The sequence below is a fragment of the Neorhizobium sp. T7_12 genome, from assembly GCF_002968535.1.
Taxonomy (GTDB): domain Bacteria; phylum Pseudomonadota; class Alphaproteobacteria; order Rhizobiales; family Rhizobiaceae; genus Neorhizobium; species Neorhizobium tomejilense.
This window is the reverse complement of sequence record NZ_PVBK01000002.1, coordinates 1-14,206: the sequence shown is the minus strand read 5'-3', so window position 1 is coordinate 14,206 and position 14,206 is coordinate 1. Positions and strand designations below refer to the sequence as shown.

Here is a 14,206-nt window from a genome sequence, read left to right as displayed (position 1 = left end):
TTATTTTTCACAAAAAAAGCCGGCGTTTTGCCGGCTTTTTTCATTGCTGGTGCCAATTTGGCATAACCAAAAGGCTATCGATCAGTGTGCGACGGCAACGCCTGCGTCGTCCACGCCTTCGACCGTGGTGATCAGCGGCGTTTCCACCGTACCATCCCATTCGATCGCTTCCGGCTGACGGACGAGCGCGTGACGGATCACCTCACCCATGCGGGAAACCGGAATGATCTCCATGTTGTTCTTCACGTTGTCCGGAATTTCGGCCAAATCCTTGGCGTTTTCTTCCGGGATGAGAACGGTCTTGATGTTGCCGCGAAGGGCGGCAAGCAGCTTTTCCTTGAGGCCGCCGATTGGCAGCACACGGCCGCGAAGGGTGATCTCGCCGGTCATCGCCACGTCCTTGCGAACCGGAATGCCGGTCATGATCGAGACGATCGCGGTTGCCATGCCGACACCGGCGGACGGGCCGTCCTTCGGGGTGGCACCTTCCGGAACGTGGACGTGGATGTCCGACTTGTCGAAGCGCGGCGGTTCGATGCCGAAATCCACGGCCCTGCTGCGGACATAGGATGCCGCCGCCGAGATGGATTCCTTCATGACTTCCTTGAGGTTGCCGGTGACCGTCATGCGGCCCTTGCCCGGCATCATCACGCCTTCGATCGTCAGCAGCTCGCCACCGACTTCGGTCCATGCGAGACCCGTGACCACGCCGACCTGATCCTCGCCCTCGGCTTCGCCATGGCGGAAGCGCGGAACGCCGAGGTAGTCGGAGATGTTGGCCGCGGTGATCGCAACCGACTTGGTCTTGCCCTTGATGATCTCGGTGACCGCCTTGCGGGCGAGCTTCATCAGCTCACGCTCGTAGCTACGAACGCCGGCTTCCCGCGTGTACTGCTGGCTGATCGCCATCAGGGCATCGTCGGTGACCGAGAATTCGTTCGGCTGCAGGGCATGTTCCTTGATCGCCTTCGGCAGAAGGTGACGCTTGGCGATCTCGCGCTTCTCATCCTCGGTGTAACCGGCGATACGGATGATTTCCATACGGTCCATCAGCGGAGCCGGGATGTTCAGCGTGTTCGCCGTGGTGATGAACATCACGTCGGACAGGTCGTATTCGACTTCCAGGTAGTGGTCCATGAAGGTCGAGTTCTGCGCCGGATCCAGCACTTCGAGCAGGGCCGAAGACGGGTCGCCGCGGAAATCCATGCCCATCTTGTCGATTTCGTCGAGCAGGAAGAGCGGGTTGGACTTCTTGGCCTTCTTCATCGACTGGATGACCTTGCCGGGCATCGAGCCGATATAGGTGCGGCGGTGACCGCGGATTTCGGCTTCGTCACGGACGCCACCGAGAGCCATGCGCACGTATTCGCGGCCGGTCGCCTTGGCGATCGACTGGGCGAGCGAGGTCTTGCCGACGCCCGGAGGGCCGACGAGGCACAGGATCGGACCCTTGAGCTTGGTCGCACGGGCCTGCACAGCGAGATATTCGACGATGCGTTCCTTGACCTTGTCGAGGCCGAAGTGATCCGCTTCGAGGATCTTCTCGGCATTGTTGAGGTCGGCCTTGACCTTCGACTTCTTGGCCCACGGAATGCCGAGCAGCCAGTCGAGATAGTTGCGCACGACGGTGGCTTCCGCCGACATCGGGCTCATCTGCTTGAGCTTCTTCAGCTCGGCATCGGCCTTTTCCTTGGCTTCCTTGGACAGCTTGGTCTTGGCGATGCGCTCTTCCAGTTCGGCCATCTCGTCGCGGCCTTCCTCGCCGTCGCCGAGCTCCTTCTGGATCGCCTTCATCTGTTCGTTGAGGTAGTACTCGCGCTGGGTCTTCTCCATCTGGCGTTTTACACGCGAGCGGATACGCTTTTCCACCTGAAGGACTGAGATCTCGCCTTCCATGAAGCCGAGCGCCTTTTCGAGGCGCAGCTTGACGGAAACCGTTTCCAGCATTTCCTGCTTTTCGGTAATCTTGATAGACAGATGCGAAGCGACCGTATCGGCCAGCTTCGAATAGTCCTCGATCTGGCTTGCGGCGCCCACCACTTCCGGCGAGATCTTCTTGTTGAGCTTCACGTAGTTTTCGAACTCGGAAACTACGGAGCGCGACAGGGCTTCGACCTCGACCGCGTCCTCGTCGGGTTCGGCAAGAACGCTTGCCGTCGCCTCGTAGAATTCTTCACGGTCGGTATAGCCGTCGATCTTGGCGCGCGAGCGGCCTTCCACCAGAACCTTGACGGTGCCGTCGGGCAGCTTCAGGAGCTGCAGCACGTTGGCGACGGTGCCGACCTTGTAGATTGCCGAGGGTTCGGGATCGTCGTCGCCGGCGTTGATCTGGGTGACCAGCATGATCTGCTTGTCGGAACCCATCACCTCTTCGAGCGCGCGAATAGACTTCTCCCGTCCGACGAACAAAGGCACGATCATATGCGGAAAGACCACAATGTCGCGCAGCGGCAGCACCGGATAGGTTTCGCTACCAGTCGCAGACGTTGAATTCGTCATTTCATTTCCTTTCCATCGTCCCGTTTCCGGGATACGTCCCGGGCAAATCACCCGGGCACTTCACTCTCGCCCAAAGTGGAGTTTTCGAAATTTGATTTCAAGCCTTGCAAGGCCGCCGCCGCTGGGATTGTGACAGGGGTATTACAAAGCGTGCGCACATTACGCCACGCGGAACGCCTAAGGACACGGGACGCGACTCACCTGAACTGCCAACCTGCGATCACATGCAGGCGAAGCAGCCCGGACATTGATGATCTTCCCGCACCGTCTCTAATGCAAGATGAATATGGTGCAATTCTTCGCGAGGCGAAAATGGTGGAAAAATCAAAATAAGCAAGGCTATCCACCAACATAAAAAAGAGGCCCCGACAGGGCCTCTTGCATTGTGCGGTTCGGAACGGGCGGATCAGGCCGAAACGTTCGCCTTTTCATCCTGCCGGTCGGCATAGATGTAGAGCGGCCGGGCGTTTCCACGCACGACGTCGTCCGAGATGACCACTTCGCGCACGCCTTCGAGCGTCGGCAGTTCGAACATGGTGTCGAGAAGGATCTTCTCCATGATCGAGCGCAGGCCGCGGGCGCCGGTCTTGCGGGTGATCGCCCGCTTGGCGATCTCGCGCAGCGCATCCTCGTGGAAGGTCAGATCGACGTCTTCCATCTCGAACAGGCGCTGGTACTGCTTGATCAGCGCATTCTTCGGCTCGGACAGGATCTGGATCAGCGCATCCTCGTCGAGGTCTTCGAGGGTCGCCAGAACCGGCAGACGGCCGATGAATTCCGGAATGAGACCGAACTTCACCAGATCTTCCGGCTCCAGTTCGCGCAGCACTTCGCCGACGCGACGGTCTTCCGCAGACTTCACGGAGGCACCGAAGCCGATCGAGGTCTTTTCGCCGCGGGCCGAGATGATCTTGTCGAGGCCTGCAAAGGCGCCGCCGCAGATGAACAGGATGTTCGTCGTGTCGACCTGCAGGAATTCCTGCTGCGGATGCTTGCGGCCGCCCTGCGGCGGGACCGAGGCAACCGTGCCTTCCATGATCTTCAGAAGCGCCTGCTGCACGCCCTCGCCCGACACGTCGCGGGTGATGGACGGGTTGTCGGACTTGCGGGAGATCTTGTCGACTTCGTCGATATAGACGATGCCACGCTGGGCGCGTTCGACATTGTAATCCGCAGACTGCAGAAGCTTCAGGATGATGTTTTCGACGTCCTCGCCGACATAGCCGGCTTCGGTCAGCGTCGTGGCATCGGCCATCGTGAAGGGAACGTCGATGATGCGGGCGAGCGTCTGGGCAAGATAGGTCTTGCCGCAGCCGGTCGGGCCGACCAGCATGATGTTCGACTTCGCAAGCTCGACGTCGCCGCCCTTGGAGGCGTGCGCCAGGCGCTTGTAATGGTTATGCACCGCGACCGACAGGATGCGCTTGGCCTGCTTCTGGCCGATGACGTATTCGTCGAGGACCTTGATGATGTCCTGAGGCGTGGGCACGCCGTCGCGGGACTTGACCATCGAGGTCTTGTTCTCTTCGCGGATGATGTCCATGCACAGCTCGACGCATTCATCGCAGATGAATACGGTCGGTCCGGCGATCAGCTTCCGGACTTCGTGCTGGCTCTTTCCGCAGAAAGAGCAATACAGGGTATTCTTGGAGTCGCCGCCGTTGCTGCCGCTGACTTTGCTCATATCACTTTCCTTCCAGCACTCCGCACTCACGTCAAAACGGGCGCGGTCCACTCTACCGCTTGCCGGCGCGCGCCCGACGGGCCTTGCGCGCCTGCCTTGCCTTAAGGGTACTCTACCGATCCTGCGCACATCATGCGGGATCAGCGGCAACGAAACCCCTAAGAAACGAATGCTATGTCATAAAAGTTCAACACAGCATTAATAAGTACTAATAGCGCTTTCCGTGCGACTTGAAACCCCTTTTTGCTCACTTCGGGGTGAGGTGCACGGGTCGCGCCATCAGACTCAGTCTCCGGAGCCACCTTCCATTTCCTGACGCGATGTCAGGATCTTGTCGATGACGCCCCAATCCTGGGCTTCGTCGGCCGTCATGAAATGGTCGCGGTCGAGGGTCTTTTCGACTTCCTCCAACGTGCGGCCCGTATGCTTCACGTAGACCTCGTTAAGACGTCTTTTCATCTTCAATATGTCACGGGCATGGCGCTCGATATCGGACGCCTGACCCTGGAAGCCGCCGGAGGGCTGGTGCACCATGATGCGCGAGTTCGGGGTTGCAAAGCGCATGCCCTTCTCGCCGGCGCACAGGAGCAGCGAGCCCATGGAGGCGGCCTGGCCGATGCAGAGCGTCGAAACCGCTGGCTTGATGAACTGCATCGTATCGTAGATCGCCATGCCGGCGGTGACGACGCCGCCGGGGGAATTGATGTAGAGGGCGATTTCCTTCTTCGGGTTTTCCGCCTCGAGGAAGAGAAGCTGGGCGCAGATCAGCGACGCCATATAGTCTTCGACGGGGCCCGTCAGGAAGATGATGCGCTCTTTAAGAAGACGCGAATAGATGTCGTATGAGCGCTCACCGCGATTGGTCTGCTCGACGACCATTGGCACCAAGGCCATTGCGGTATCAACTGGATTTCTCATGTCCGTCCTTTGTCAAGCTTCTCTTGATCCCTGGCCGAAGGCAGAAAGGCGCTCCGGAATCAAATGGAATGGGTCATCCCTACATAGAGTGTCAACGCCCGGTACTTCAAGACGGAGCATCCGATATCCTTAACTGCCCGGGGATGCGCGAGGCTGACCGCTATTACGATTCGTGCCCGGCCACAGCCGACAGATGCCTGGTTTCGCTGACAAGCACAGGTTTTTGCCCAATCAGGGTAAAGCAGGCGTGAACATTGTCTCGAAAATCCCTCCACCGCCGGTCCGAGCCCCGGATTTTCCGTGATCCGTGCAACGTCGTCTTAAAGACTGCATGGCATTCTGGCCGCGCTCGACATCGAGTATGGGAGTTTCGGGTGGATATTTTAACGGGCCTGATGATCTGGGCGGCGGAGGCACTGACGCTTGCCGTCCTCCTGTGCTCACGCTGGTATTACGAGCGGGACCGCTTCTACCTGAGCTGGGGCGGCGGGTTTGCGCTGCACGGGATAGGCGTCATTCTGGTCGCGCTGCGCGGCGACATTCCCGATTTCGTCTCCATCCAGATCGCCAACACGCTGGTGCTCGCCGGTGTCGGCCTGTGGATCGCCGGCCTCCTGCAGTTCGACCGAAAGCCCGTGGAAGCCTACGTCGCCATCCCGGCACTTCTCTGGGTGGCGGGCATGTTCCTCTATCCGGTGCGCGAGAACTTCGCCAACCGGGTGGCTCTCCATAACGTCGCGACCATGGTCGGCCATGCGATCATGATCGCCATCCTCCTCAGGAACCACGGCGCGTCGAAGATAACGCGACGGGTGCTTGCGGCCTTCATCGCCGTACAACTCTGCGCAAACGGCGTCGTCGCAGTTCTGGTGGTCGTCGGCGAGGCGAAAACCATCGGCGCGTCGCCGCACTCCGCCTGGTTGCTCTTCCCGGCGGCAGTCTGTCTCATCGCCATCGTCATGACCGGCGCCAAACTGCTGACCGAGCGTTCGGAGGAGAAGCTCAAGACGCTTGCGGTCACCGACCCTTTGACCGGGGTTCTCAACCGGCGCGGCCTGATCGACCAGTTCCATGCCCTGAGAAAAATCGAGAACGATGAAAAGCCGCTGATCGCTTTCCTGCATTTCGACCTCGACAACTTCAAGCAGATCAACGACCGCTGCGGCCACCAGGCGGGCGATTCGGTGCTGGTCGCCTTTTCGCAGGTCGGCCAGACCTCGATGCGCGGCCGCGGCTTCTTCGGCCGCATGGGCGGCGAGGAATTCGCCTCCATCCTGCGCGTCGGCGACATGATCGAGGCCGCGAGCATCGCCGAGGCGATCCGCCTGACGCTCAAGCGCCAGACCATCGTCACTGGCGAGCACAACATCACGGTCACCGTCAGCGCCGGCATCGCGATCGCGGCAGCCGAAAGCGCTGACCTCGATCTTCTGCTCAGCGCCGCGGACCGGGCGCTCTATACCGCAAAGGACAGCGGCCGCGATCGTACCGCGATCGATACCGGCACCGACGCCTCGGTCGTCCCGGCCGTCGACCGGCAGGGTGAGGACGAGGCGCCAACCGACGTACGCGCCAGCCACCAGGTCGCAGCTCTCAAACGCATGGCGTCGCTTGGCAAGCGCTGACATCCCCTTGTCCTCTTCATCCTGAAACCCACATTCGTCCGCAGGGATAAAACGCGGAGAGTGGGTCATGCGGGCAGGATTTTCGGGGATCAGACCTTTCGCGGGCATTTTTCTTTCATCAGTGCTTTCCGTCTCGGTGTTTTCGGCCGGTACGGCGTTTGCCCAGCAGGCGTCCGATACCGTTGCACCGGAACGGGCAACGGGGTTCACGTCCGCCAAGCGCGTCGAGACGAAAAACTTCATGGTCGCCGCCGCCAATCCACTGGCGGCCGAAGCCGGGCGCGACGTTATCGCCAGGGGCGGCAATGCGATCGACGCATTGATCGCGGTCCAAACCGTGCTCGGCCTTGTCGAGCCCCAGAGCTCCGGCCTCGGCGGCGGCTCGTTCCTCGTCTATTACGATGCGGCCACCAGCAAGCTCGTCACGTTTGACGGTCGCGAGACGGCGCCGATGGAGGCAACGCCAAAACTTTTCCTCGATGCTCAGGGCCAGCCGCTGAAATTCATGGACGCGGTTATCGGCGGTCGTTCGGTCGGCACGCCAGGTACCGTGCGCCTCCTCTCCGAAGTCCACAAGCGCTACGGCAAGGCCGATTGGGCGAGCCTGTTCGAACGGGCGGAGAAGCTTGCCGCCGACGGTTTCCAGGTCTCCCCCCGTCTGGCTTCGCTGATCGCCGCCGACGGTGACCGGCTGAAGAAACACGATGGTCCGAGGGGTTACTTCTACGACGCATCCGGCGCGCCGCTGAAGGCCGGCACGGTGCTCAAGAACCCAGCCTATGCCGAGACGCTGAAAGCGATTGCGACCGGCGGCGCGGATGCCTTCTACAAAGGGCCGATCGCCGAGGCGATCGTCAAGACGGTGCGCGAAGCGCCAGGCAATCCCGGCGTCCTGTCGTTCGCCGATCTCGCCAATTACCGCGTCAAGGAACGCGAGCCGGTCTGCGCCGCCTACCGGGCGCTCGACATCTGCGGCATGGGACCGCCCTCCTCCGGCGCGGTCGCGGTCGGCCAAATGCTCGGCGTGATCGAGAATTTCGACGTCAAGGCCCTCGGCCCACGGAACGCCGAAAGCTGGCGGATCATCGGCGACGCGCAGCGCCTCGCCTTCGCCGATCGCGAGCGCTACCTGGCCGACCCGGATTTCCAGCCCTTGCCAATCAAGGGCCTGTTGAAGAAGGACTATCTCGGCAAGCGCGCCGGCCTGCTCGACGGCACCAAGGCTCTTAACGCCGACCAGGTGAAGGCCGGAGAGCCGGAATGGGACCATGCGCTGCTGTTCGGCCGCGACGCGGCGATCGAGATGCCTTCCACCAGCCATTTCGTCATCGTCGACAGAGAGGGCAATGTCGTGTCGATGACCACGACGATCGAAAGCGGTTTCGGCTCAAGGCTGATGACAAACGGCTTCCTGCTCAACAACGAGCTCACCGACTTCTCCTTCAAGACCCATGACGGCAGCCTGCCCGTCGCCAACCGCGTCGAGCCGGGCAAGCGGCCGCGTTCCTCGATGGCGCCGACGATCGTGATGAAGGACGGCAAGCCGCTGCTCGCGATCGGCTCACCCGGCGGCAGCCAGATCATCGGCTATGTGGCGCAGGCCCTGATCGCCTATATCGACTGGGGCATGCCGGTGGAGCAGATCGTCGCCCAACCGCATTTCATCAACCGGTTCGGGACTTACGAGATCGAGGCCGGCACCGAGGCGGAAAAGCTTGCCGAACCGTTGAAGGCGCTGGGTTACGAGGTGAAGCCGGGCGAGATGAATTCCGGACTGCATGCGATCGAGATCACCGCGAGCGGTCTCGTCGGCAGCGCGGACCCGCGCCGCGAGGGCGTGGCAGTCGGCGAATGATCAGACTTCGGCGTCGCCATAGGCCAGGGCCGTCTTGGTCGGCCCTTTCGGATCGACCAGCGGTGACTTGAGAAGCGTCTTCATCACCGTCCAGGCCTTGCGCACCACCTTGATATCCGCTCCGCCTTTTTCGAGAGAAAAGCGGAAGCTGAATTCGGCGGCGATCGGCGTACGAAGCTTTTCCTCCCTCCACCAGAGGATCATGGCGCATTCCGCCTCGATCTCATTCGAAAACCTGATCCACCCTTCCTCGTAGACATGTTCGACGACACGCAGGCCGGCGACGGTCTGCACCGGGGTCTCGGGGTCTGGCAGCGAGGCCTTGCGAACATCCGTGTAAGGCGCAAGGCACTCGCCGACGGTTAGGGGCATGTGCTTCGGATTAAATTCCGCTTCCACTGAACGGCTGAACAGCGCCCAGAAACGGGGGGTGTCGGCAGGCGGCATCGCCTTCACGTCCTCCTCGAACTTGGGCTCTTCGTCGCCCTTCTTCCGCAGTTCGAAATCCTGCGCTTCGGCAAGCAGGCGGTCGCCATGCCGGAACTTCAGCGTCGCCTTCCAATCCTTGCTGGAACCCAGTTTGCGGCGCATGCGGAAAACCATGTCGGAACGGCGGTAGAGATCTCGTTTCTCGGTATCCAGAAAGAAGAGGTCACGCTGCTTGCTGTCCTTTAGCACATCAAGCCTGCCGTGCGTATCGATGTCGACGCCCTGCAGTTCCGCACGCAGACGCTCCCAGAAGCGCGCCACCGCTCTACCGCGGGCAGCCTCGTCACCGGCGAACTCCTTCGCATGCAGCATGACCTTGTATTCGCGCGATGACAGGCACACAGGCTTCCCTCCCCGCTCGACAGCGACCCTTGCATCCAAACATGATCGCAATCCTGAATTGCGTCAATCACTCAATCTTTTCCACGCTCGCGAAATCCGCTAGGTCTTTCGCATGACCATTCTGCCCGATTTCCTGCGCATCGATCCCGACACCCGCCGCGTCTCGCTCGACGGCCGCAACCCGGCTTTCTATAGCGACCCGAACCGCGTCTACGCCCTGCTCCACGAACATTGTCCAACCTTCTATTGGGAAGAGCAGCGGCAATGGTTCTTCACCGGCTACGACCATGTGAACGGGCTGTTGCGTGACCGGCGGTTCGGCCGGCAGATCCTGCATATCGCCAGCCGTGAGGAACTCGGCCTGCCCGAGCCGTTGGCTCATCTCGAAAACTTCGATCTCGCCGAGCGGTATTCGTTGCTGGAGCTTGAGCCGCCTGACCACACGCGGCTTCGCACGCTCATCAACCGCGCCTTCGTTTCGCGGCATATCGAAAGGCTTCGGCCGGAGATCGCAGAGCTTGCCGAAAGCCTGATCGACGGGCTCGGCGGCCAAGGCGAAACGGAGCTGCTCTCCGCCTTCGCCGACATCATTCCGGTAACGATGATCGCCCGGATGATCGGCATTCCGGACGAGATGGGACCTCAGCTTCTCAAATGGTCACATGCCTATGTCGGCATGTACATGTTCAAGCGGACCGAGGAGGACGAACATGCCGCCGACCGGGCAGCAAGAGAATTTTCCGACTATGTCAAAGGCCTGATCGCCGAGCGCCGCCGGGAGCCGCGCGAAGACCTCCTCACCCACATGATCCACACGGAGCACAAGGGCCAGTATCTCACCGACGACGAACTGGTCTCGACCACCATCGTGCTGCTCAATGCCGGCCACGAGGCGACGGTGCACCAGATCGGCAATTCGGTGCGGGTAATCCTGGAGAGCGGCCTGTCCCCGGCAGACCTTTTCCGCGACGAGGCGGCGACCGAGCGAACGGTCGAGGAAACGCTGCGCATCTGCGCGCCCGTGCACATCTTCCAGCGCTGGGCGCTCGAGGACGTCGAGATCGACAGGCTCGAGTTCAAGCGCGGCGACAAGGTGAGCCTCATCCTCGCCGCCGCCAATCTCGACCCCAAGAAATTCTCCGATCCGCTGGCCTTCAGGCCCAACCGGCAGGAAGCCGCAAACCTCTCCTTCGGCGCTGGCATCCATTTCTGCATCGGCGCGCCGCTCGCAAGGCTGGAACTCAATACCGTGCTGCCCATCCTCTTCCGGCGGCTGCCCGGCATGCGGATCGCCGCAACACCAGTGGTGAAGGACGTCTATCATTTCCACGGGCTTGAGCGGCTGGACCTGGCTTGGGGACAGGCAAGCCCGGCTCCCTGAATAGTTCCCGAAACCGGTGTGCAACTGCGGACTATGCCGCAGTTGCACGTCGCAGTCAGACGCCGGCGACAACTCCGTAACGGATTGCCGGCTTGTTGAGCGACAGATAGGGGCGCAGCCCGCCGCGGGCGGTCGTGTAGGTCTCATAAAGCTGCGTATCGGCAAGCGACGGCATGGTGACCAGTTCGCCACGATCGAGACCCACAAGCGCCGCATCGACAAGGTCGCCGACTTCCATGACCGAGTTCGGGTCCAGATTGTCCATCGAGCCGCCGACACGATCGAAGATTTCGGTGCGGGTATAACCGGGCAGGACCGCCTGGATCCTGACGCCGGTGTCCTTCAGCTCTGCAGCGAGGGCTTCCGTCAGGGCCAGGACGAAGGCCTTGCTGGCGGCATAGGTGCCGCTGAAGAATTCGGCGGCGAGCGCCACGGCGGAGGCGATATTGACGATGGCGCCCTGACCCCGGGCAACGAAAGCCTGCGCGGCTGCGATTGCGAGACGGTTGGCGGCGGTGACGTTGAGGTCGACCATCTGGTCGAGATAATCCGGATCGGCCTTCAGCAGCGGGCCCTTCGGGCCGATGCCGGCATTGTTGACGAAGAGCGTGATCGAGCCGTCTTCGCGCAGGCGCCTGTCGACGGCGAGCACATCGGCACGCTGGCTGAGGTCGGCGCGCAGTACGTCCGCCTTGATGCCATGTTCGCTCGTCAACCGGCCGGCAAGCGCCTTCAGGCGATCCGCGTCGCGGGCGACGAGAACGAGATCATAGCCGCGCTTGGCAAGCTTTTCCGCATAGGTCGCTCCGATGCCCGACGACGCGCCGGTCACGAGTGCGGTTCCGAGTTTCGAGGTGTTGGTCATGGTCCATCTCCTTGGTTTTGGCTGGAATTTTGGCCGGCGTTTCCGGCATCTGGAATTTACTGGCATATGCCACTATATATGAAAAGCACGATTTGAAGCTGCAAGGGGCGGCCGTAAATTTTTATCGAAGTGGAAGGGCCTGCCAAAAGCGGGCATTATCCCGCGGCAGGATCGGAACGAGACATGACGGACAAAGACAAGCAAGGGCAGAACGAAGACGGCGTCTGGCTTCATTGCAGCAATACCGCAGTGCGCCGCGCCTCGCGGCATCTCGGCCAGCTCTACGAGGATGCGATGGGCGATACCGGCCTCAAGGGAACGCAGTTCTCCCTGATGTCCCAGATCGCCGGATCCAACCAGCCGACGTTGAAAAACCTCGCGGAGGCGATGGTCATGGACCTCTCGGCGCTCGGCCATACGCTGAAGCCGCTGATCCGCGACGGACTGGTGGAACTGGTACCCGATCCCCAGGACCGCCGCGCCAAGCGCGTCCGCCTGACGGAGACGGGCGCAGCCACACAGCGCGACCTCACCGCCCGCTGGCAGATCGCTCAGGACCGTTTCGACAAGGCATTCGGCAAGGAAAAATCAGAGGAATTGCGGCGGACGCTGGCCTTCATCTCGTCGGGCGAATTCGCCAAGGCCTTCAAGCGTGATGAAGAAGCCTGACCCTCAAACCCTGATCACGTAGTCCTTGCGAGTCGTTTCAACGACTTGCCAGGTTCCCTTGAACCCGGGTCTGAGGATCATGCTGTCGCCCGGCTTTAACTGGACCGCTTCGCCGCCCTCCTCGGTGACGACCGAGTGGCCGAAGAGGATGTGGAAATATTCCCACTCGTCATAAACAATCCGCCACTTGCCGGGGGTCGCCTCCCAGATGCCGGCATAAAGCCCGCCCTCCGCTTCCTCGAAGTTCCAGGTGCGGAACGTCGGGGTGCCGGAGACCAGCCGATCCGGTGCCGGCGCGCCCTCTTCCGGTTCGATGGACGAGAGGTCGAATTTGATCCAGGCGCTCATTATTTGGTTCTCTCGGGTGCATGTTTTCGAGCTGTTTGACGCGATCACGATGATCGCCCGCAGGCGCCCGATCGGAGCACCTGCGGGCGCCGGTCATCAGATCTTCGACAAAGCCTGGTCGAGGTCGGCGATGATGTCGGCAGCATCCTCGATGCCGATCGACAGGCGCACCACGTCCGGCCCGGCGCCGGCGGCAATCTGCTGTTCTTCGCTCAGCTGCCGATGCGTCGTCGAGGCCGGATGGATGACCAGCGAACGGGTGTCGCCGATATTGGCGAGGTGGGAGAACAGCTGCAGGCCTTCCACCAGCGTCTTACCCGCCTCGTAGCCGCCGGTAACGCCGAAGGTAAAGACCGAGCCGGCGCCCTTCGGCGAATACCGCCTCTGCAGGGCATGGTTGGGGTCGTCCTCCAGACCGGAATAGCTGACCCAGGCGACCTTCGGATGCGCCTTCAGCCATTTGGCGACGGCAGCGGCGTTGTCGCAGTGTTTCTGCATCCTCAGCGGCAGCGTCTCGATGCCGGTCAGGATCAAGAACGCGTTGAAGGGCGAGATCGCCGGTCCCATATCGCGCAGGCCCAGCACGCGGCAGGCGATGGCAAAGCCGATATTGCCGAAAGCCTGGTACAGGACGATGCCGCCATATTCGTTGCGCGGTTCCGAGAGCAACGGATAATTGCCCGATTTCGACCAGTTGAAGGTGCCTCCGTCAACGATCACGCCGCCCATGGAATTGCCGTGGCCGCCCATGAACTTGGTCAGCGAGTGGATGACGATATCGGCGCCGTGCTCGAGCGGCCGAAGGAGGTAGGGGGTTGCCATGGTGTTGTCGACGATCAGCGGAATGCCCCGCCGATGCGCCACCTCGGCGATCGCCGCGATATCCACGAACGTGCCGGCGGGATTTGCCAGGCTCTCGATGAAGATCGCCCGGGTACGCTCGTCGATGCCGGCCTCGAAGCTTGCCGGATCGTCGGGATCGGCCCAGCGCACCTGCCAGTCGAAACTCTTGAACGCGTTGCCGAACTGGTTGATGGAGCCGCCGTATAGTTTTCGCGCCGCGATGAAATTGTCGCCCGGCTGCATGATCGTGTGGAAGGTCAGCATCTGCGCCGCATGGCCGGAGGCGACCGCAAGCGCCGCGGTGCCGCCCTCGAGTGCCGCCACCCGTTCCTCCAGCACCGCCTGGGTCGGGTTCATGATGCGGGTGTAGATATTGCCGAACTGCTGCAGGCCGAACAGGGCGGCGGCGTGGTCCGCATCGTTGAAGACGAAAGCGGTCGTCTGGTAGATCGGCGTCACCCGCGCCCCGGTCGTCGGGTCGGGTTGCGCCCCCGCATGCACGGCCAGCGTCGAAAACCCCGGATTGAGTGTCGGCATGTTAGTCCCTCCCCTTAAATGGCGCCTGGTTATTAGCGCTCCAACAGACCCCGGCGGTTGATCACGATCAAGGTATATCGTTCTCCGGAACCTATCCTCCGGGGAAATAGAGAGGAGTTTGCAATGGACAACACAATTCCCACCCTTGACC

General features: G+C 61.5%; 11 protein-coding genes. 4 read left to right on the top strand and 7 right to left on the bottom strand.

Going from position 1 to position 14,206, the window contains the following annotated elements; genetic code table 11:
* Nucleotides 1–81 precede the first annotated feature (81 nt).
* The 3 genes from lon to clpP form a co-directional block, all read right to left on the bottom strand.
* Nucleotides 82–2,499 (bottom strand): endopeptidase La, encoded by a 2,418-nt coding sequence (gene lon, locus C5J26_RS05940; protein ID WP_105401002.1) that lies wholly within the window; start codon nucleotides 2,497–2,499, stop codon nucleotides 82–84.
* A 406-nt stretch (nucleotides 2,500–2,905) separates the two neighbouring features.
* Nucleotides 2,906–4,183 carry an ATP-dependent Clp protease ATP-binding subunit ClpX gene (gene clpX / locus C5J26_RS05935; protein WP_046635404.1) on the bottom strand — a complete coding sequence of 426 codons (1,278 nt, stop codon included), beginning with the start codon at nucleotides 4,181–4,183 and terminating at the stop codon, nucleotides 2,906–2,908.
* 285 nt (nucleotides 4,184–4,468) lie between these two features.
* Complete coding sequence (gene clpP / locus C5J26_RS05930; RefSeq protein ID WP_007753416.1) at nucleotides 4,469–5,101, bottom strand: ATP-dependent Clp endopeptidase proteolytic subunit ClpP; 633 nt, start codon at nucleotides 5,099–5,101, stop codon at nucleotides 4,469–4,471.
* Between the two features lie 374 nt (nucleotides 5,102–5,475).
* Here clpP and C5J26_RS05925 point away from each other — a divergent pair, with 374 nt between their 5' ends.
* Together C5J26_RS05925 and ggt are read left to right on the top strand one after the other, a co-directional pair.
* Nucleotides 5,476–6,726 (top strand): GGDEF domain-containing protein, encoded by a 1,251-nt coding sequence (locus C5J26_RS05925; RefSeq protein ID WP_172745768.1) that lies wholly within the window; start codon nucleotides 5,476–5,478, stop codon nucleotides 6,724–6,726.
* Between the two features lie 67 nt (nucleotides 6,727–6,793).
* Nucleotides 6,794–8,581 (top strand): gamma-glutamyltransferase, encoded by a 1,788-nt coding sequence (ggt, locus tag C5J26_RS05920; protein WP_105401000.1) that lies wholly within the window; start codon nucleotides 6,794–6,796, stop codon nucleotides 8,579–8,581.
* On the opposite strand, the gene C5J26_RS05915 is transcribed toward ggt, so the two are convergent.
* The gene (locus C5J26_RS05915; protein ID WP_105400999.1) at nucleotides 8,582–9,412 is read right to left on the bottom strand and encodes a hypothetical protein; all 831 of its coding nucleotides are present in this window, start codon (nucleotides 9,410–9,412) and stop codon (nucleotides 8,582–8,584) included.
* A 112-nt stretch (nucleotides 9,413–9,524) separates the two neighbouring features.
* Here C5J26_RS05915 and C5J26_RS05910 point away from each other — a divergent pair, with 112 nt between their 5' ends.
* Nucleotides 9,525–10,793 (top strand): cytochrome P450, encoded by a 1,269-nt coding sequence (locus C5J26_RS05910; RefSeq protein ID WP_105400998.1) that lies wholly within the window; start codon nucleotides 9,525–9,527, stop codon nucleotides 10,791–10,793.
* 55 nt (nucleotides 10,794–10,848) lie between these two features.
* Here C5J26_RS05910 and C5J26_RS05905 read toward each other — a convergent pair whose 3' ends face one another.
* Nucleotides 10,849–11,658, bottom strand: coding sequence for an SDR family oxidoreductase (locus C5J26_RS05905; protein ID WP_105400997.1), 810 nt, complete (start codon nucleotides 11,656–11,658; stop codon nucleotides 10,849–10,851).
* 183 nt (nucleotides 11,659–11,841) lie between these two features.
* Between C5J26_RS05905 and C5J26_RS05900 the strand changes: the two genes are divergently transcribed.
* Nucleotides 11,842–12,327, top strand: a complete 486-nt coding sequence (locus tag C5J26_RS05900) for a MarR family winged helix-turn-helix transcriptional regulator (protein WP_105400996.1) — start codon at nucleotides 11,842–11,844, stop codon at nucleotides 12,325–12,327.
* 3 nt (nucleotides 12,328–12,330) lie between these two features.
* Here C5J26_RS05900 and C5J26_RS05895 read toward each other — a convergent pair whose 3' ends face one another.
* Together C5J26_RS05895 and C5J26_RS05890 are read right to left on the bottom strand one after the other, a co-directional pair.
* The gene (locus C5J26_RS05895; protein WP_105400995.1) at nucleotides 12,331–12,675 is read right to left on the bottom strand and encodes a cupin domain-containing protein; all 345 of its coding nucleotides are present in this window, start codon (nucleotides 12,673–12,675) and stop codon (nucleotides 12,331–12,333) included.
* A gap of 96 nt (nucleotides 12,676–12,771) precedes the next feature.
* Entirely contained in the window at nucleotides 12,772–14,055 is a 1,284-nt protein-coding gene (locus C5J26_RS05890; RefSeq protein WP_105400994.1) for an O-acetylhomoserine aminocarboxypropyltransferase, read from the bottom strand.
* Nucleotides 14,056–14,206 lie beyond the last annotated feature (151 nt).